The 15,329-nt window shown below is 66.5% G+C and carries 10 protein-coding genes; 5 read left to right on the top strand and 5 right to left on the bottom strand.

Annotated features, from left to right (window positions below):
* Window positions 1-48 precede the first annotated feature (48 nt).
* Genes EC845_RS09145 through EC845_RS09135 form a run of 3 tightly spaced genes read right to left on the bottom strand, consistent with a single transcriptional unit; the run spans window position 49 to window position 3,176 of the window.
* Window positions 49-1,380 (bottom strand): MFS transporter, encoded by a 1,332-nt coding sequence (locus EC845_RS09145; protein ID WP_123297378.1) that lies wholly within the window; start codon window positions 1,378-1,380, stop codon window positions 49-51.
* 33 nt (window positions 1,381-1,413) lie between these two features.
* A complete protein-coding gene (locus EC845_RS09140) occupies window positions 1,414-2,346 on the bottom strand; it encodes a 3-keto-5-aminohexanoate cleavage protein (protein WP_123297375.1) in 933 nt (310 codons plus the stop codon).
* A gap of 47 nt (window positions 2,347-2,393) precedes the next feature.
* Window positions 2,394-3,176: an SDR family oxidoreductase gene (locus tag EC845_RS09135; RefSeq protein ID WP_123297372.1), complete on the bottom strand. Its 783-nt coding sequence runs from the start codon at window positions 3,174-3,176 to the stop codon at window positions 2,394-2,396.
* Window positions 3,177-3,321: 145 nt separating this feature from the next.
* Here EC845_RS09135 and EC845_RS09130 point away from each other — a divergent pair, with 145 nt between their 5' ends.
* Complete coding sequence (locus EC845_RS09130) at window positions 3,322-4,155, top strand: GntR family transcriptional regulator (protein WP_123297369.1); 834 nt, start codon at window positions 3,322-3,324, stop codon at window positions 4,153-4,155.
* Between the two features lie 64 nt (window positions 4,156-4,219).
* Here EC845_RS09130 and EC845_RS09125 read toward each other — a convergent pair whose 3' ends face one another.
* Both EC845_RS09125 and EC845_RS09120 read right to left on the bottom strand, forming a co-directional pair.
* Window positions 4,220-5,608, bottom strand: a complete 1,389-nt coding sequence (locus EC845_RS09125; protein WP_123298032.1) for an aminopeptidase P N-terminal domain-containing protein — start codon at window positions 5,606-5,608, stop codon at window positions 4,220-4,222.
* A gap of 129 nt (window positions 5,609-5,737) precedes the next feature.
* On the bottom strand, window positions 5,738-6,652 hold the full coding sequence (locus tag EC845_RS09120) for a LysR family transcriptional regulator (RefSeq protein ID WP_123297366.1): 915 nt from the start codon (window positions 6,650-6,652) through the stop codon (window positions 5,738-5,740).
* Between the two features lie 231 nt (window positions 6,653-6,883).
* Between EC845_RS09120 and EC845_RS09115 the strand changes: the two genes are divergently transcribed.
* From EC845_RS09115 to EC845_RS09100, 4 genes are all read left to right on the top strand, one after another.
* Window positions 6,884-9,364 carry a membrane-bound PQQ-dependent dehydrogenase, glucose/quinate/shikimate family gene (locus EC845_RS09115; RefSeq protein ID WP_123297363.1) on the top strand — a complete coding sequence of 827 codons (2,481 nt, stop codon included), beginning with the start codon at window positions 6,884-6,886 and terminating at the stop codon, window positions 9,362-9,364.
* A 392-nt stretch (window positions 9,365-9,756) separates the two neighbouring features.
* Window positions 9,757-12,183, top strand: a complete 2,427-nt coding sequence (locus tag EC845_RS09110) for a glucose/quinate/shikimate family membrane-bound PQQ-dependent dehydrogenase (RefSeq protein ID WP_123297360.1) — start codon at window positions 9,757-9,759, stop codon at window positions 12,181-12,183.
* A gap of 440 nt (window positions 12,184-12,623) precedes the next feature.
* The gene (locus EC845_RS09105; RefSeq protein ID WP_123297357.1) at window positions 12,624-14,705 is read left to right on the top strand and encodes a carbon starvation CstA family protein; all 2,082 of its coding nucleotides are present in this window, start codon (window positions 12,624-12,626) and stop codon (window positions 14,703-14,705) included.
* 21 nt (window positions 14,706-14,726) lie between these two features.
* Window positions 14,727-14,936, top strand: a complete 210-nt coding sequence (locus EC845_RS09100; RefSeq protein WP_123297354.1) for a YbdD/YjiX family protein — start codon at window positions 14,727-14,729, stop codon at window positions 14,934-14,936.
* Window positions 14,937-15,329 lie beyond the last annotated feature (393 nt).

The following is a 15,329-nucleotide window of genomic DNA, read 5'->3' as shown; positions in this document are numbered from 1 at the left end:
CCGCCTGCGGCATCGGCGACCGGCTCGGGCAGCCTGCCACCTGAATCCTCAGGTGCGGGCTTCGCCACCCTGCCGCAGTCCCAACGCCAATCCGGCCGCCAGCACCAGCAGCACCGCCATCACCACGAGTCCGTCGTGCGTGCTGCCCGTGCTCTGTTCGATCAGTCCCATGGTCGACGGGCCGACAAAACCGCCCACCAGACCGCAGGTATTGATCAACGCCAGGCCGCTGGCCATGCCGGCACCCCGCATGCGGGACGAGGGAAACAGGAACACGATGGACTGCACGACAAAAAACATCAGGGCCGTGAGACAGAAACCCAGCAGCCCCAGGACCGGCCCCGAGACGGCTGCGAGCATCAGGCCGGCGGCCATCACCAGCAGACCGGTGCACAGCAGCGCGCGGCCACGCCGGGGTGTCGTGGCATAACGCGGCAGCCAGGCCGCGCCCACCGCTGCGGCCAGCCACGGCACCGAGGTCAGCAGACCGATCTGCAGCGACGACAGGGAGCCCCAGGTGCCGATGATGCCGGGCAGGAAAAAGATCACCGTGTAGATGGCGATCTGATGGCAGAAATACACCGCGATCGCCAGCCACACCTGGCCGTCGCGCATGCAGGCCCGCAGGTCGTGATTGGCCGGCCCGGCATCCTGTGCCTCGGCAGCCAGCCGCGCCGTCACGGCCTCGGCCTGCCTTGCACTGAGCCACGGTGCCGTGGCAGGGCCGTCGGGCAGCTTCTTCCACACCACCCAGGCAAACAGCACGGCCGGCAGGCCTTCGATGACGAACAGCCATTGCCAGCCCCGCCATCCCAGCACGCCGTCCATCTGCAGCAAGGCGCCGCCCAGCGGGCCGCTGAGGATGTTGGCCACGCACACCCCCGTCAGAAAATACCCCGTGGCCCGCGCCCGCTGTTCGCGTCCGAACCAATAGGTCAGATAGAGCATCACGCCCGGAAACAGCCCGGCTTCGGCCGCGCCCAGCAGCACCCGCATCACGTAGAACGACATCTCGCCCTGCACAAAGGCCATGCCCGCCGACAGGAGACCCCAGGTGACCATGATGCGTGTGATCCAGAACCTCGCGCCCACCCTGTGCATGATCAGGTTGCTGGGCACCTCGAGCAGCGCGTAGCTCAGAAAAAACAGGCCCGCCCCCAGTCCGTATGCGGCAGCGGAAATCCCCAGGTCCACCGACAGATGGGTCTTCGCCAACGCGATGTTCGTGCGGTCCAGGAAACTGATGACATACGCGATGATCAGCAACGGCATGAGCTTGCGGAACATCAGCTTGTCGACAGCGCTGTCGGCAGGCGTGGATGCGGGATGCGGCCGACCCTGCGCAGCGGCATGGGAGGCGGTCGAGGGCAGATGAGCCATGGCGGTTTCCTCAAGGTCGATGGGAATGATCGGTCAGAAGGCGACGTTCGCCGCGCCCTTGAGGCCCAGCATCTCGCGTGCCTCGTCGGGGCTGGCGACATCGACGTTCAAGGCCTCGAGCACGGCACGGATACGACGCACCTGCTCGGCACTGGATGCGGCCAGCTGGCCCGGACCGATCCACAGCGAATCCTCGAGCCCCACACGCACATGCGAGCCCATGGCCGCACCGATCGTGGCGAGCGGCATCTGGTTGCGCCCGGCCCCCAGAATCGACCATTGATAGCGATCGCCCAACAGGCGGTCCGCCGTGCGCTTCATGTGCATCAGGTCTTCCGGATGGCCGCCGATGCCGCCGAGGATGCCGAACACCGACTGCACGAACACGGTTCCCTCGATCAATCCCTTGTCGACGAAATACGCGAGGTTGTTGAGGTGGCTGATGTCGTAGCACTCGAACTCGAAGCGGGTCCCGTTGGCCTGGCCCAGCCGCAGAATGTTCTCGATGTCGGCATAGGTGTTCTTGAAAATCAGGTTGCGGCTGTTTTCCAGATGTTCCCGTTCCCAGTCGTACTGGAAAGTCTTGAAACGCTCCAACATGGGAAAAAGGCCAAAGTTCATCGAACCCATGTTGAGCGAGGCCAGCTCGGGCTTGAAGATCGTGACCGGCTGCATGCGCTCCTCGACGGACATGTGCGGACTGCCGCCGGTGGTGATGTTGATCACGGCATCGGAGGCCTGCCTGATCCGCGTCAGGAAGGGCCGAAACAGATCCGGATTCTGCGACGGCCTGCCATCCTTGGGATCCCGCGCATGCAGGTGCAGGATGGCCGCGCCCGCCTCGGCCGCCTCGATCGCAGCCTGTGCGATCTCGTCGGCCGTCACCGGCAGATGCGGCGACATGCTGGGGGTGTGGATGGCGCCGGTCGGCGCGCAGGTGATGATGGCTTTGGATCGGCGGGCCATGGCAATTTCTCCGGGTCTGAATCGATAAAAAGGAAGGATGGCGGGTGTCAGCTCAGGGCTTGCGTGTGGCCGTCGACCACCAGTTCCTGCCCGTTCACGCTGCCGGCCAGATCGCTGGCGGCAAAGACGGCCATGTTGGCCACGTCGTCTGCCGTGACCATGCGGCCCAGCGACGATTGCGAGGTGTAGTCGCGTGTCACGTCCTCGAGCGTGCGGCCGGACGACGCGGCCTTGGCGGCAATCACCGCACGGATGCGTGGCCCGTCGACTGCGCCCGGCAGGATCGCATTCACACGGATGCCCTGCGCGCCCAGCTCGATCGCAAGCGTCTTGGTCAGGCCGACCACCGCCCACTTGGATGCCGAGTACGGCGATCGCCCCGGCATGCCCAGATGGCCTGCGGCCGACGCCAGATTGACGATGCTGGGACGCAAGCCCTGGCGCAGACGGGGCACGGCCTGCCGCACGCACAGGAACTGGCCCGTCAGGTTGACGGCCAGCGTGCGTTCCCAGTCCGCCAGGCTCAAGGTTTCGATGCCGCCCGTCGGCCCCGCCACACCGGCGTTGTTGACCAGCACGTCGAGGCCGCCCAACTGCCGGTCGACCGCGCGGAACAATTCCGCGACGTCGTCCTCGGCGGCCACGTCGGCACGCACGCCCAGCAGACCGGGACGGGTGTCCGCCAGCCGGTCGAGCGCAGCCTGCTGCACGTCGCACACCAGCACGCGGGCGCCGGCCGCATGGAACGCAGACGCGATCCGCAGACCGATGCCATCGGCCCCCGCCGTCACCAGCACCCGCCTGTCCTTGAGCAAATCAGGGTTCCACATCGTTCTCTCCAGCAAGGTTTCAAGACAAACCGGCGCAGCGATCGAGCCGCGCCGTCTGCGTTCATCCTAAAACTGTGATCACAGATCACTTATAGGGGATACCCGGAAACGCATGAACCCCGGGTTTCGTTCCTATACTGCAGGCATGCCGATCACCGATCTCGTCACCCCCCTGCGCCGCCAGACCCTCAGCGGCGACGTCTACCAGCAGCTGCGCGAGCTCGTCATGGCCGGGCGCATGATGCCGGGCGAACAGGTCTCGCTGCGCAGCGTGGCTGCCGCGCTCAACGTGAGCGTGATGCCCGTGCGCGAAGCCATGCAGCGGCTGGTCGCCGAGCAGGCACTCGAGGTCACGCCCAACCGGGCCGTACGGGTGCCGCGCATGAGCGCCACGCAGTTCCTCGAGATCACCACCATCCGCGTCGACCTCGAAGGACTGGCGACCGATCACGCGGCCGCGCGCATGGACGCCGCCCGGTTGCAGGTGATCGTCCGCTGGCACGAGGAGTTCGCCGCAGAGATGCGAAAACGCCGGCCCGACGGCACACGACTGATCGATCTCAACAAGGAACTGCACTTCGCCATCTACCGGGCGGCAGCCATGCCGACGCTGCTGCACATGATCGAATCGCTGTGGTTGCGCATCGGCCCCATCCTCAACTACGACCTGCGTTCGGGCTCGCGCCGGATCGACGAGGCGGTGGCGGTGGCTCATCACGCACGGCTGGTCGAGGCCCTGGCCAGCGGCGACGGCGCTGCGGCGCGTGCCGCACTCAAGGGGGACATCGACAGCGCCGCCGAGTTCATCGTCACCGCAGGCGTGCTGGTGACAGGCGGGCGCCACGAAGAAAAAGCCGCAGAGGTCGCGGACGGCAACAACGGCGAAACGCCGTCAGTCCCGCGGAATGACAACCCGCCGGCACGGGCCGAAAGCCGTGCGACGAAGGCCGGGCGCAACAGCAGCCCGACCAAGGTCTGAGACAGCCCGCGCCGCTGCAACCCAGGCCGCTGCGGGCCTGTCTTGCGCCCCTTCCGGCCCGGCCTCAGGCCTGCCGCATCAGGGCCTCGATCTCGTCGCCGTCGACCGGCACGTCGCGCGTCAGCAGCTCGTGCCCGGTGGCCGTCACCACCGCGTCGTCCTCGATGCGGATGCCGATGTTCCAGTAGGCCTCGGGCACGCCTTCGGTGGGACGGATATAGAGGCCAGGCTCGATGGTCAGCACCATGCCCGGCTGCAGGATGCGGCTGGGCCGGCTGCGAACGGTTTCGCCGGACAGCGGATCCTTCCGCTCGGTCACCTGATCGGCTTCTCCGGGCTCGACATAACTGCCGCAGTCGTGCACGTCCATGCCCAGCCAGTGGCCCGTGCGGTGCATGTAGAACGGGAAATACGCCCGCTGCTCGATCACGTCGTCCACGCTGCCGGCCACGTCCTTGTGCAGGATCCCGAGGTCGAGCAGGCCCTGCGACAGCACACGCACCGTGGCATCGTGGGGATCGTTGAAACGGCGGCCGGGCCGGGTCGCCTCGATGGCCGCCTGCTGGCTGGCCAGCACGAGGTCGTAGAGGGCCCGCTGCGGTCCGGTGAAACGGCCGTTGGCCGGAAAGGTGCGTGTGATGTCGCCTGCATAACCGTCGAGTTCGGCACCCGCATCGATCAGCACCAGTTCGCCGTCGCGGATCGGCGCCGCATCGGCCCGGTAGTGCAGCACGCAGGCATTGGCACCTGCGGCCACGATCGAACCGTAGGCCGGAAACTGCGAGCCGTGGCGGCGGAACTCATGCAGCAGTTCGGCTTCGAGGTGGTACTCGCGGACATCCTCCCCCTGCCGCAGCATGCGCGCACTGGTGCGCATCGCCCGTGCATGGGCCCAGGCGCTGATCTGTCCGGCCCGCCGCATGAGGTCGAGTTCATGCGTGTCCTTGACCAGCCGCATCTCGTCGAGCAACGCACAGACATCGGCCTGCCGGCCCGGCACCTGTGCGCCCTGGCGCACACGCGCACGCACAGGTTGCAGCCAGCCGGCGATGCGGGTTTCCAGTCCCTCGTGGGTGGCAAAGGGGTACCAGACGGTGGTGGTGTTCTCGAGCAGGCGGGGCAGGCGCTGGGCCAGCTCGTCCACCGAAAACGCCTCGTCCACGCCCAGCGCGGCGGGTGCGGCGTCGGGCCCCAGGCGGATGCCGTCCCAGATCTCGCGTTCCTTGTCCTTGGGCTGGCAGAACAGGGTGCTGCGGCCGTCGGCCGTCAGCACCAGCCAGGCCTGGGGCTCGGCGAAACCCGTGAGGTAGTAGAAATAGCTGTCGTGCCGATAGGGGAAATCGCTGTCCCGGTTGCGCATGCGCTCGGGCGCAGTCGGGATCACGGCAACACCGCCGGCGCCGAGTTGGGCGGCCAGCGCCGCACGCCGGCGGGCATAAGGGTTCAAGGTCATGTCGGGCAACAATCCGGTCTGCCCGGCCAGGCCGTCCGGCAGCACCGGAAGACGGCTTGCGCCGGGCGGGTGGCACAATCCGGCGCGCATCGAAATCCATGCACGCCGCACCCCCGTTTGTAACGCGATTCAGGCGTCGATGTGCAAAGCGGCCCGTCCCGCCTGCTCCAGGTGCTTGGCCAGCAGCTTGGCGGCCGGTGAAAGCTCGTCTTCCGCGCGGGTACAGGTCACCAGCGTGCGCAACGCCCATTCGTTGTCCAGCGGCACCACGCGCAATCCGTCGGTCCGGCCGGCGATCAGCGCATCGGGCAGGATCGCCAGCCCCAGCCCCGCCCGCGTGCCGCGCAGCACCGCGTCGATGGTGGTCACGCTCATGCGGTACGCAATGTGCCGGCCGAGCTTGCCCGCCATCCGGTCCAGCATCAGCCGCATCGAGGTCTCCGGCGGCATGCCGATGTGGTCGGTGTTGAGCGTGTCCTCGAAGGCGCAACGGCTGCGCCGGGCCAGCCGATGGGCCGGGTGCATCACGGCGACCAGCCGGTCGCGCAGGTAGGGCCGCACCACCAGCCCATCGAGCTCCTCCACATCCCAGCACACGCCCACGGCCGTCTGGCCGCCGCGCAGCGCCTGCACGATGTCGTAGCCGTTGCGCTCCTCGATCGTCACCTGGATCTGCTGATGGTCGGGCACCGCCAGGAACGAGGCGATGTCGTCGGGCAGCCGCTCGAGGATGGCCGACAGCGTGGCCATGACACGCACCGGCCCCTTGATGCCCTGGCCTTGTGCGGACAGGTCGAGCAGGGCCTGATCGGCCGAGGCCAGCATCGAACGCGCATGCCCCAGCAAGACCTCGCCGGCCGCCGTGGGCACCACGCCCCGGCGGTGCCGGGCCAGCAGCACGATGCCGAGGCCCGCCTCGAGCTGCTGCATGCGTTTGCTCACCGCCGAGCCCACCACGTGATGGGCTTGCCCCGCCTTGGCCAGGCTGCGGGTTTCGCACACCGTCACAAAAAGACGCAGGCTGGTCAGGTCGAGTTCACGCATGGGAAAAACCGTTCGGCAATGTCGGAAAGTTCCGAAATGGAAATCCACACCGTGAATTATTACCGCTTTGCAATCCATGACGGAAAACCTAAAGTCCCGCCCGGCCCATCCACGTCCGCCACGTCCGCCACGACAGCCTCGGCCGCCACTGGCCTAGCACGGCCGGCTCCGCACTGGCCTGCCAGGTGACTGCGGGCGTTGGATGCTTTTTTTCCTACAACGCATTCCAACATGACAGCTCCGGCGACAAACCGATCCGTCCAGGCGCCACGCGCCTCGGGCGCGGGTCCGTGGTTCTTTTCCTTCTATGCGCTGCTGACGGCCCTGCTGGGCCTGGCACTGCTGTACTGGGGCGGCCGGTTGGCCGCCGTGGGCGGCTCTCTTTACTACGCGGGCATGGGCTTGGCGTTGATGGCATCGGGTGTGCTGCTGGCACGCCGCAAGGCGCTCGGCTTCTGGATCTTTGCCGCCGCCTCGGTCCTCACCTACGCCTGGGCCATCTGGGAATCCGGCCGCAACGGCTGGGCCTACATCCCGCGACTGGCCTGGCTGATCGGCGTGAGCGTCGTCTGGCTGGCATTCTGGCCGGTGGCCCGCCGTGTGCTGGCCGGCGTGCGCAAGCCCGTCTACTGGGCCGTCAACGGCCTCCTGCCGCTGGCGATGCTGCTGACCATCCTGGTGCCCATCCAGTTTCCGAGCGAGGTCCAGCTCGCCGACGCCGGCACCGTGCAGCAGCGCCCCCAGGCCGACTTCAGCCGTGCGACGGTGAAGTCGCCCGACGGCAATGTCGCCGCCAGCCATGACGAAACCAGCTGGACCGCCTACGCCGGCTCCAATCTGGGCAACCACTACTCGCCAGCCGCGCAGATCACGGCCGCCAACGTGGGCCAGCTCGAGCAGGTCTGGGAATACCACCACGGCGACGTCAAGCTGCCGGGCACCAAGGTGGCCTATCTCAACGAGTCGACGCCGCTGAAGATCGGCGAGCTGCTCTACACCTGCACGCCGCGCCAGATCATCGTGGCGGTCGAAGCCACCACCGGCAAGGAACGCTGGCGTTTCGATTCCCGGGTGGACGAAGCCTACCTCAAGGGCGGCGGCGCCAACTGCCGTGGCGTGTCCTACTACCAGGTACCCGATGCACAGCCCGGTGCCGTGTGCGCACGCCGCATCATCTGGGGCACGACCGACGTCCGTCTGGGTGCGGTGGATGCCGACACGGGAACCCCCTGCCCCGGTTTTGGCCAGAACGGTTTTGTGGATCTCAAGGACGGCATCGGCCAGTTCCGCGCAGGCTCGACGGCCATCACCTCCGCCCCGGTCGTCGTGCGTGGCACGGTCATCACCGGCGCACAGGTCATCGATTCAGACGTGCGTCCCGCACCGTCGGGCGTGGTGCGCGGCTACGATGCCGTCACCGGACAACAGCGATGGGCATGGGACCTCGGCCGACCCGGCGTGACCACGCCGCCCGAGCCCGGCCAGACCTACACGCTCAGCACGCCCAACTCGTGGGCACCGCTTTCGGCGGACGACGAACTGGGCCTGGTCTACGTGACGACCGGCAATCCGGCCGGCGACTTCTTCGGCGGTACACGCACCGAGCACGACGAGAAGTACGGCTCCTCGCTGGTCGCGCTCGATGCCGCCACCGGACTGCCGCGCTGGCACTTCCAGACCGTGCATCACGACATGTGGGACTACGACCTGAGTCCGCAGCCCAGCCTGGTCGATTTCCCCACCGCCCAGGGCGTTCGTCCGGCGGTGATCCAGGCCACCAAGTCGGCCCAGATCTTTGTGCTCGACCGCGAAACCGGACAACCGCTGGTCCCCGTCACCGAAGTGCCCGTGCCGCAGACCGACGTGCCCGGCGAACGCAGTTCGGCCACGCAGCCGATGTCGCTGGACATGCCCAACACCATGGGCCGTCCGGGCAAGACCCATGAAGTGCTGACCGAAGCCAGCACCTGGGGCCTGACCCCCTTCGACCAGATCATGTGCCGCATCGACTTCCGCAAGGCCCATTACGAAGGCCTCTGGACGCCGGCCCGCGTCGACCAGAACAGCCTGGTCTACCCCGGCCACCATGGCGGCCTCAACTGGGGCGGCGTGATGGTCGATCCCAAGCACGGCCTGCTGCTGGTCAACAACCAGCGCCTGCCGTACATGCAGAGCCTGGTCTCGCGCGAGAAGCTCGATGCACTGGGCGCCAAATCCTTCCAGGAGGCCCCCGGCCAATCCAAGGGCTTCCGTGTCCAGCAGGGCCAGGCCTACGGCGCCACCAAGGGCCCGTGGATGTCGGTGCTCGATCAGCCCTGCATCGCCCCGCCGTGGGGATACATCTCCGGCATCGATCTGCGTATCCGCGAAGTGATCTGGAGCCGTCCGTTCGGCACCGGCTACGACAACGGCCCCATGGGCATCCCCTCGCGCACCCAATGGGAAATCGGCACACCCAGCGACGGCACCGGCGTGGCGACGGCCGGCGGCGTGACGATCATCGGCGCGGCGCTCGACCAGTTCATCCGGGCCTTCGACAGCCAGACCGGCGAACTGCTGTGGCAGCAGCGCCTGCCTGCCGGCAACCAGGCCGCGCCGCTGACCTACATCGCCAACGGCCGCCAGTACGTGGTGGCGGTGGTGGGGGGTCACGACCGCATTCCCACCCGGTTGGGCGACAGCATCATGGCCTGGGCACTGCCGCAGAAATGACGCCGTGACTTCGCCGTGACGAAAAAAGGCTCGCCTCGCCCGCGGGCCTTTTTTGCGTCCGGACCTCAGCCTGCCGGAGGTCTCGAAGCCAATAAAAGATCAAGCTGTATTGCTACTTTTTCAGGACCAAGATTTCATCTATCAAAAGCCATATAGCAGATATAAATACATGACAAACGCCACATCCAGCGTCCAACAAACTTATAGAAGACTCGGGTTTACCCCCTTGTCAACGTGAACATCTGGCTATGGGATGACAATATGGCCCCACATAGCCCCCTGCCCACCTCGACGTGCCGCAAGGGGCTACGTGCGTCCGCCAGACCTGCCGCCGGGGTTGTCCAAGCTGCAAGCGGGATGACGGAACAGAACTACTCAACAAGGATTGCAAAATGAACGAAAAAGTTCGTGCACAGACAGTGACGCGCTGGCCCATCTGGGTGGTCGGCGCGCTGCTGGTGCTGTTTGGGCTGGCCTTTGTCGTCGGCGGGGCCTACCTGGCCAGCCTCGGCGGCAGCTGGTACTTCGTGCTCTCGGGTCTGGGGCTGCTGGCCTCGTCGGCGCTTCTCTTCAAGAGCCGCCCATCCGGGGCCTGGCTGTTTGCCCTGGTCACCGTCCTGACCGTCGTCTGGGCCCTGTTCGACAGCGGCCTGATCTTCTGGGACCTGTTCTCGCGCCTGTTCGCCTTCGGCGTGCTGAGCCTGCTGGTCGCACTGATCTACCCCACGCTCAAGCGTGCAGCGGGTGGCAGCGGCGGCCGTGGCGCCTATGCGCTGGCGGCCGTGCTGGCCGTTGCGGTCGTGGCCGGCTTCGGCGCCACCTTTGTGCCCCATGCGACGGTCGCCGCCGCCGGCAACGGCCCGGGCCTGACGCCGGTCGATCCGGCCCATGCACAGAAGAACTGGGAACACTACGGCAACACCGTGGGCGGCAGCCGCTTCGCCGCGCTCGACCAGATCAACCGCAACAACGCCAAGGATCTGCAAGTCGCCTGGACCTACCGCACCGGCGACATCGCCGTGAGCAACGGCAACGGTGCCGAAGACCAGCTCACGCCGCTGCAGATCGGCGATCGTGTCTTCGTGTGCACACCGCACAACAACATCATCGCGCTCGACGCCGACACCGGCAAGGAGCTGTGGAAACGCGAGATCAATGCACAGTCGGCCGTCTGGCAACGTTGCCGCGGCCTGGCCTACTTCGATGCGCAGGCCCCCCTGCAGCAGCCGACCGCCGCCAACGCGGCCCAGGTTCCGGCCGTGGCCCTGCCCGCCGGCGCCAACTGCCAGCGCCGTCTGCTGACCAACACCATCGACGCTCGCCTGATCGCCGTCGACGCCGACACCGGCGAACTCTGCCAGGGCTTCGGCACCGACGGCCAGGTCGACCTGAAGGCCGGACTCGGCGAAGCGCCCGATCCGCTGTACCAGCTCAGCTCGGCCCCGCTGATGGCCGGCACCACCGTGGTGGTCGGCGGTCGGGTCGCCGACAACGTGCAGACCGACATGCCCGGCGGCGTGATCCGCGGTTTCGACGTGGTGACCGGCGCCATGCGCTGGGCGTTCGACCCCGGCAACCCCGAGGACAAACAAGCGCCCGCGGAAGGCAAGACCTACGCGCGCAGCACGCCGAACTCGTGGGCCCCGATGTCCTACGACCCGGCGCTCAACACCGTGTTCCTGCCCATGGGCAGCTCGTCGACCGACATCTACGGTGCCGAACGCACCGCGCTCAACCACAAGTACGGCGCATCGATCCTGGCTCTCGACGCCACCACCGGCGCGGAAAAATGGGTCTACCAGACCGTCCACAACGACCTCTGGGACTTCGACCTGCCGATGCAGCCCAGCCTGATCGACTTCCCCAAGGCCGACGGCAGCCGGGTTCCCGCGCTGGTGATCGGCACCAAGGCCGGTCAGATCTACGTGCTCGACCGCACCACCGGCCAGCCCCTGACCGAAGTCAGGAACGTGCCCGTCAAGGCAGCCGACATCCCCAACGAACAGTACGTGCTCGAGCAGCCGCTGTCCGTGGGCATGCCGCAGATCGGCGCGCAGAAACTCACCGAGTCCGACATGTGGGGCGCCACCCCGTTCGACCAGTTGCTGTGCCGCATCGCCTTCAAGAAGATGCGCTACGAAGGCCTGTACACGGCGCCCGGAACCGACGTCTCCCTCAGCTTCCCCGGTTCGCTGGGCGGCATGAACTGGGGCAGCATCTCGACCGATCCGGTGCATGACTTCATCTTCGTCAACGACATGCGCCTGGGCCTCTGGATCCAGATGATCCCGTCGGGCAACCGGGGCGCCGCCTCGGCCGGCGGCGAGGCCGTCAACACCGGCATGGGCGCCGTGCCGCTCAAGGGCACGCCGTACGCCGTCAACAAGAACCGCTTCCTGTCGCCGCTGGGCATCCCCTGCCAGGCGCCGCCGTTCGGCACGCTGACCGCCATCGACATGAAGACCCAGAAGATCGCCTGGCAAGTGCCGGTCGGCACGGTGCAGGACACCGGTCCGATGGGCATCAAGATGGGCCTGCCCATGCCCATCGGCATGCCCACGCTGGGCGGCACCCTGTCCACGCAAGGCGGCCTGCTGTTCATCGCCGGCACCCAGGACTACTACCTGCGCGCCTACGACACCGCCAACGGCGGCGAGCTCTGGAAAGCCCGTCTGCCCGTGGGCAGCCAGGGCGGTCCGATGACCTATCAGTCGCCCAAGACCGGCAAGCAGTACGTCGTGATCTCCGCCGGCGGTGCCCGCCAGTCGCCCGATCGCGGCGACTACGTCATCGCTTACGCGTTGCCCGGCCAGAAGTGAAGAACGGCGCCCGATGAGGCGCCCATCCGGAGCCGCAGCGCCCCCCGCCCGACCCGGGCGTTTGCAGCGCCGGACCCGACCGCCATGACCGATTCCGGTCATGGCTTTTTTTTGGCCCGGACTCGTCCAGGCGCCTGCATGCGCCTCGCCTGGCATTCCATCCCGGGATGACGGACTTCGGCGGCCGGGCAAAAACACCGTCTTCAAAAGTTCCAGGAACAGGGCAAAAACAAGGGTAATCCCTAGCCAATTGATCCGAAACAGTACTTCCAGCGACAAAGTCGATCTTTAGACTCGAAGCCACCTCGCCATCCGAGCGAGGCATCCCGGCCCTCTTGTTCCCTGTCACGTCAGCACCGATCGATGATCTCGCCTTGTTGACCCGGTGTTCGGCTGCCTGGGCGCACAGAAGGTCGTGCACTCTGGAGAAGACTTTCATCATGGCAAACAGCAACAACAACGTGCTCAGGCATGCGGGCTGGTTCGCGCTCGCCCTGCTCGGGGCGTCGGCGCTAGGCGTGGTCGCGTTGCGGCGCGGCGAAGCGATCAATGCCCTCTGGATCGTGGTCGCCGCGGTCTCCATCTATCTGGTGGCCTACCGCTACTACAGCCTGTTCATCGCCACCAAGGTGATGCAGCTCGATCCCAACCGGGCCACGCCGGCCGTCCTCAACAACGACGGGCTGGACTATGTGCCCACCAACAAACACATCCTGTTCGGCCACCATTTCGCAGCCATTGCGGGAGCCGGTCCGCTGGTCGGGCCCGTGCTGGCCGCGCAGATGGGTTATCTGCCGGGCACGTTGTGGCTGATTGCCGGCGTGGTGTTCGCCGGCGCCGTGCAGGATTTCATGGTCCTGTTCATCTCCAGCCGTCGCAACGGGCGCTCGCTGGGCGAGCTCGTGCGCGAGGAAATGGGCCGCATCCCGGGCACCATTGCCTTGTTCGGCGCGTTCCTGATCATGATCATCATCCTGGCCGTGCTGGCGCTGATCGTGGTCAAGGCCCTGGCCGAAAGCCCCTGGGGCATGTTCACCGTGCTGGCCACGATCCCGATCGCCCTGTTCATGGGCGTGTACATGCGCTTCATCCGTCCGGGCCGAATCGGTGAGATCTCGCTCATCGGCGTGGTCCTGCTGCTGGCCTCGATCTGGGGCGGCGGCTATGTGGCGTCGCACCCGGCCTGGGCCGCTGCCTTCACCTTCACCGGCATACAGATCACCTGGATGCTGATCGCCTACGGCGCCATCGCCTCGGTCCTGCCGGTGTGGCTGCTGCTGGCCCCGCGCGACTACCTGTCGACCTTCCTCAAGATCGGCACCATCGTCGGCCTCGCCATCGGCATCCTGATCGTCAGCCCCGAGCTGCGCATGCCCGCCCTCACGCAATTCGTCGACGGCACCGGCCCGGTCTGGAAAGGCACGCTGTTCCCCTTCCTGTTCATCACGATTGCCTGCGGCGCGGTTTCGGGCTTCCACGCCTTGATCTCCTCGGGCACCACACCCAAGCTGCTCGACCGCGAACCGCACGCGCGCTACATCGGCTACGGCGGCATGCTGATGGAATCGTTCGTGGCCATCATGGCCATGGTGGCGGCCTCGGTGATCGACCCCGGCGTGTATTTCGCCATGAACAGCCCGGCCGCGCTGGTCGGCAGCGATCCGGTCACGGTCGCGGCGACCATCAGTTCGTGGGGCTTCACGGTGACGCCCGATGTGCTGATCCAGACCGCCAAGGACGTGGGTGAAAACACCATCCTGGCCCGTGCCGGCGGCGCGCCGACCCTGGCGGTGGGCATCGCCCACATCCTGCACAGCGTGCTGCCCGGCGAGAACACCATGGCTTTCTGGTACCACTTCGCCATCCTGTTCGAAGCCCTGTTCATCCTGACCGCCGTCGACGCCGGCACACGCGCAGGCCGTTTCATGCTGCAGGATCTGCTGGGCAGCTTCGTGCCGGCCCTCAAGAAGACCGACTCGTGGGGCGCCAACATCATCGGCACCGGTGGCTGCGTGGCTCTGTGGGGCTGGCTGCTCTACCAAGGCGTGATCGACCCGCTGGGCGGCATCAACACCCTGTGGCCGCTGTTCGGCATCTCCAACCAGATGCTGGCGGGCATCGCGCTGATGCTGGCCACCGTGGTGCTCATCAAGATGCAGCGCCAGCGCTATGCGTGGGTCACGGCTTTCCCCGCAGTCTGGCTGCTGATCTGCACGATCTCGGCCGGACTGATCAAGCTGTTCGACCCCGACCCCTCGATGGGCTTCATCGCCCTGGGCCGCAAGTACAGCGATGCGCTCGCTGCGGGACAGGTCATCGCACCGGCCAAGACGGTCGAGCAGATGCAGCACGTGGCGTTCAACGCCTACACCAACGCCACACTCACCGCGTTGTTCCTGCTGGTGGTGCTGAGCATCCTGTTCTACTCCGTCAAGGTGGGCTGGGGCGCGTGGAACAAGACCCGGCGCACCGACAAGGAAACCCCGTTCCAACCCATTCCGGCAGGTTCGCCCTCGGTCTGATACCGACTTCAGGATTCCACCATGTTCAAGAACCTCGATCTGCCCCGCGTCGGCCGCTACCTCGGCCAGGCCGCCCGCATGATGGTCGGCATGCCCGACTACAACACCTACGTCGAGCACATGCAGAAAACCCATCCCGACAAGCCGTACATGGACTACGAGACGTTCTTCAAGGAACGCCTCGAAGCCCGCTACGGCGGCGGCAAGGGCCGGCCTGTGCGCTGCTGCTGAGCCCGCGCGGCGGGATCCGTCCCGCCGCCCGGTGAGCGAGCCGTGGTTTTTGCCACGGCTTTTTTTGTGGGGTCAAGCGCGCGCGTGTCAAGACACCCGGGTCGGCATCTGGAAGATGCCCGCCGTTTGCTACAGCTTGAGAGCGATATGCCAATGATGCTGGTGGGCGGGCAAGTATCGAACGGAGCCAGGCTTGGTTTCCCATCTCGAAAGACCCGGCATGGGAGTTCCATCGGGAAACTGACCTTCTTGCAATGCCAATCGCATCCAGCCCGCTCCCATGAAAATGCTACTGGCACTGCTGGCGGCTTGTTCTGCCATATCCCGGTTTGCTTTGACCCACGCCACAGCCGCCGCAATCTGGGGGCGGGGGGTCATGACGGGCAAATCCAC

It is taken from the genome of Comamonas sp. BIGb0124 (assembly GCF_003752175.1).
Lineage (GTDB): Bacteria > Pseudomonadota > Gammaproteobacteria > Burkholderiales > Burkholderiaceae_C > Comamonas_F.
Note: the sequence above shows the minus strand (reverse complement) of the source record. Positions and strands in the feature narration are given on the sequence as shown.

What these genes read in the sequence shown, in the direction of transcription:
- EC845_RS09145 (WP_123297378.1), bottom strand. Translation starts at nt 1,380, where the DNA reads ATGGCTCATCTGCCCTCGACCGCCTCCCATGCCGCTGCGCAGGGTCGG.
- EC845_RS09140 (WP_123297375.1), bottom strand. Translation starts at nt 2,346, where the DNA reads ATGGCCCGCCGATCCAAAGCCATCATCACCTGCGCGCCGACCGGCGCC.
- EC845_RS09135 (WP_123297372.1), bottom strand. Translation starts at nt 3,176, where the DNA reads ATGTGGAACCCTGATTTGCTCAAGGACAGGCGGGTGCTGGTGACGGCG.
- EC845_RS09130 (WP_123297369.1), top strand. Translation starts at nt 3,322, where the DNA reads ATGCCGATCACCGATCTCGTCACCCCCCTGCGCCGCCAGACCCTCAGC.
- EC845_RS09125 (WP_123298032.1), bottom strand. Translation starts at nt 5,608, where the DNA reads ATGACCTTGAACCCTTATGCCCGCCGGCGTGCGGCGCTGGCCGCCCAA.
- EC845_RS09120 (WP_123297366.1), bottom strand. Translation starts at nt 6,652, where the DNA reads ATGCGTGAACTCGACCTGACCAGCCTGCGTCTTTTTGTGACGGTGTGC.
- EC845_RS09115 (WP_123297363.1), top strand. Translation starts at nt 6,884, where the DNA reads ATGACAGCTCCGGCGACAAACCGATCCGTCCAGGCGCCACGCGCCTCG.
- EC845_RS09110 (WP_123297360.1), top strand. Translation starts at nt 9,757, where the DNA reads ATGAACGAAAAAGTTCGTGCACAGACAGTGACGCGCTGGCCCATCTGG.
- EC845_RS09105 (WP_123297357.1), top strand. Translation starts at nt 12,624, where the DNA reads ATGGCAAACAGCAACAACAACGTGCTCAGGCATGCGGGCTGGTTCGCG.
- EC845_RS09100 (WP_123297354.1), top strand. Translation starts at nt 14,727, where the DNA reads ATGTTCAAGAACCTCGATCTGCCCCGCGTCGGCCGCTACCTCGGCCAG.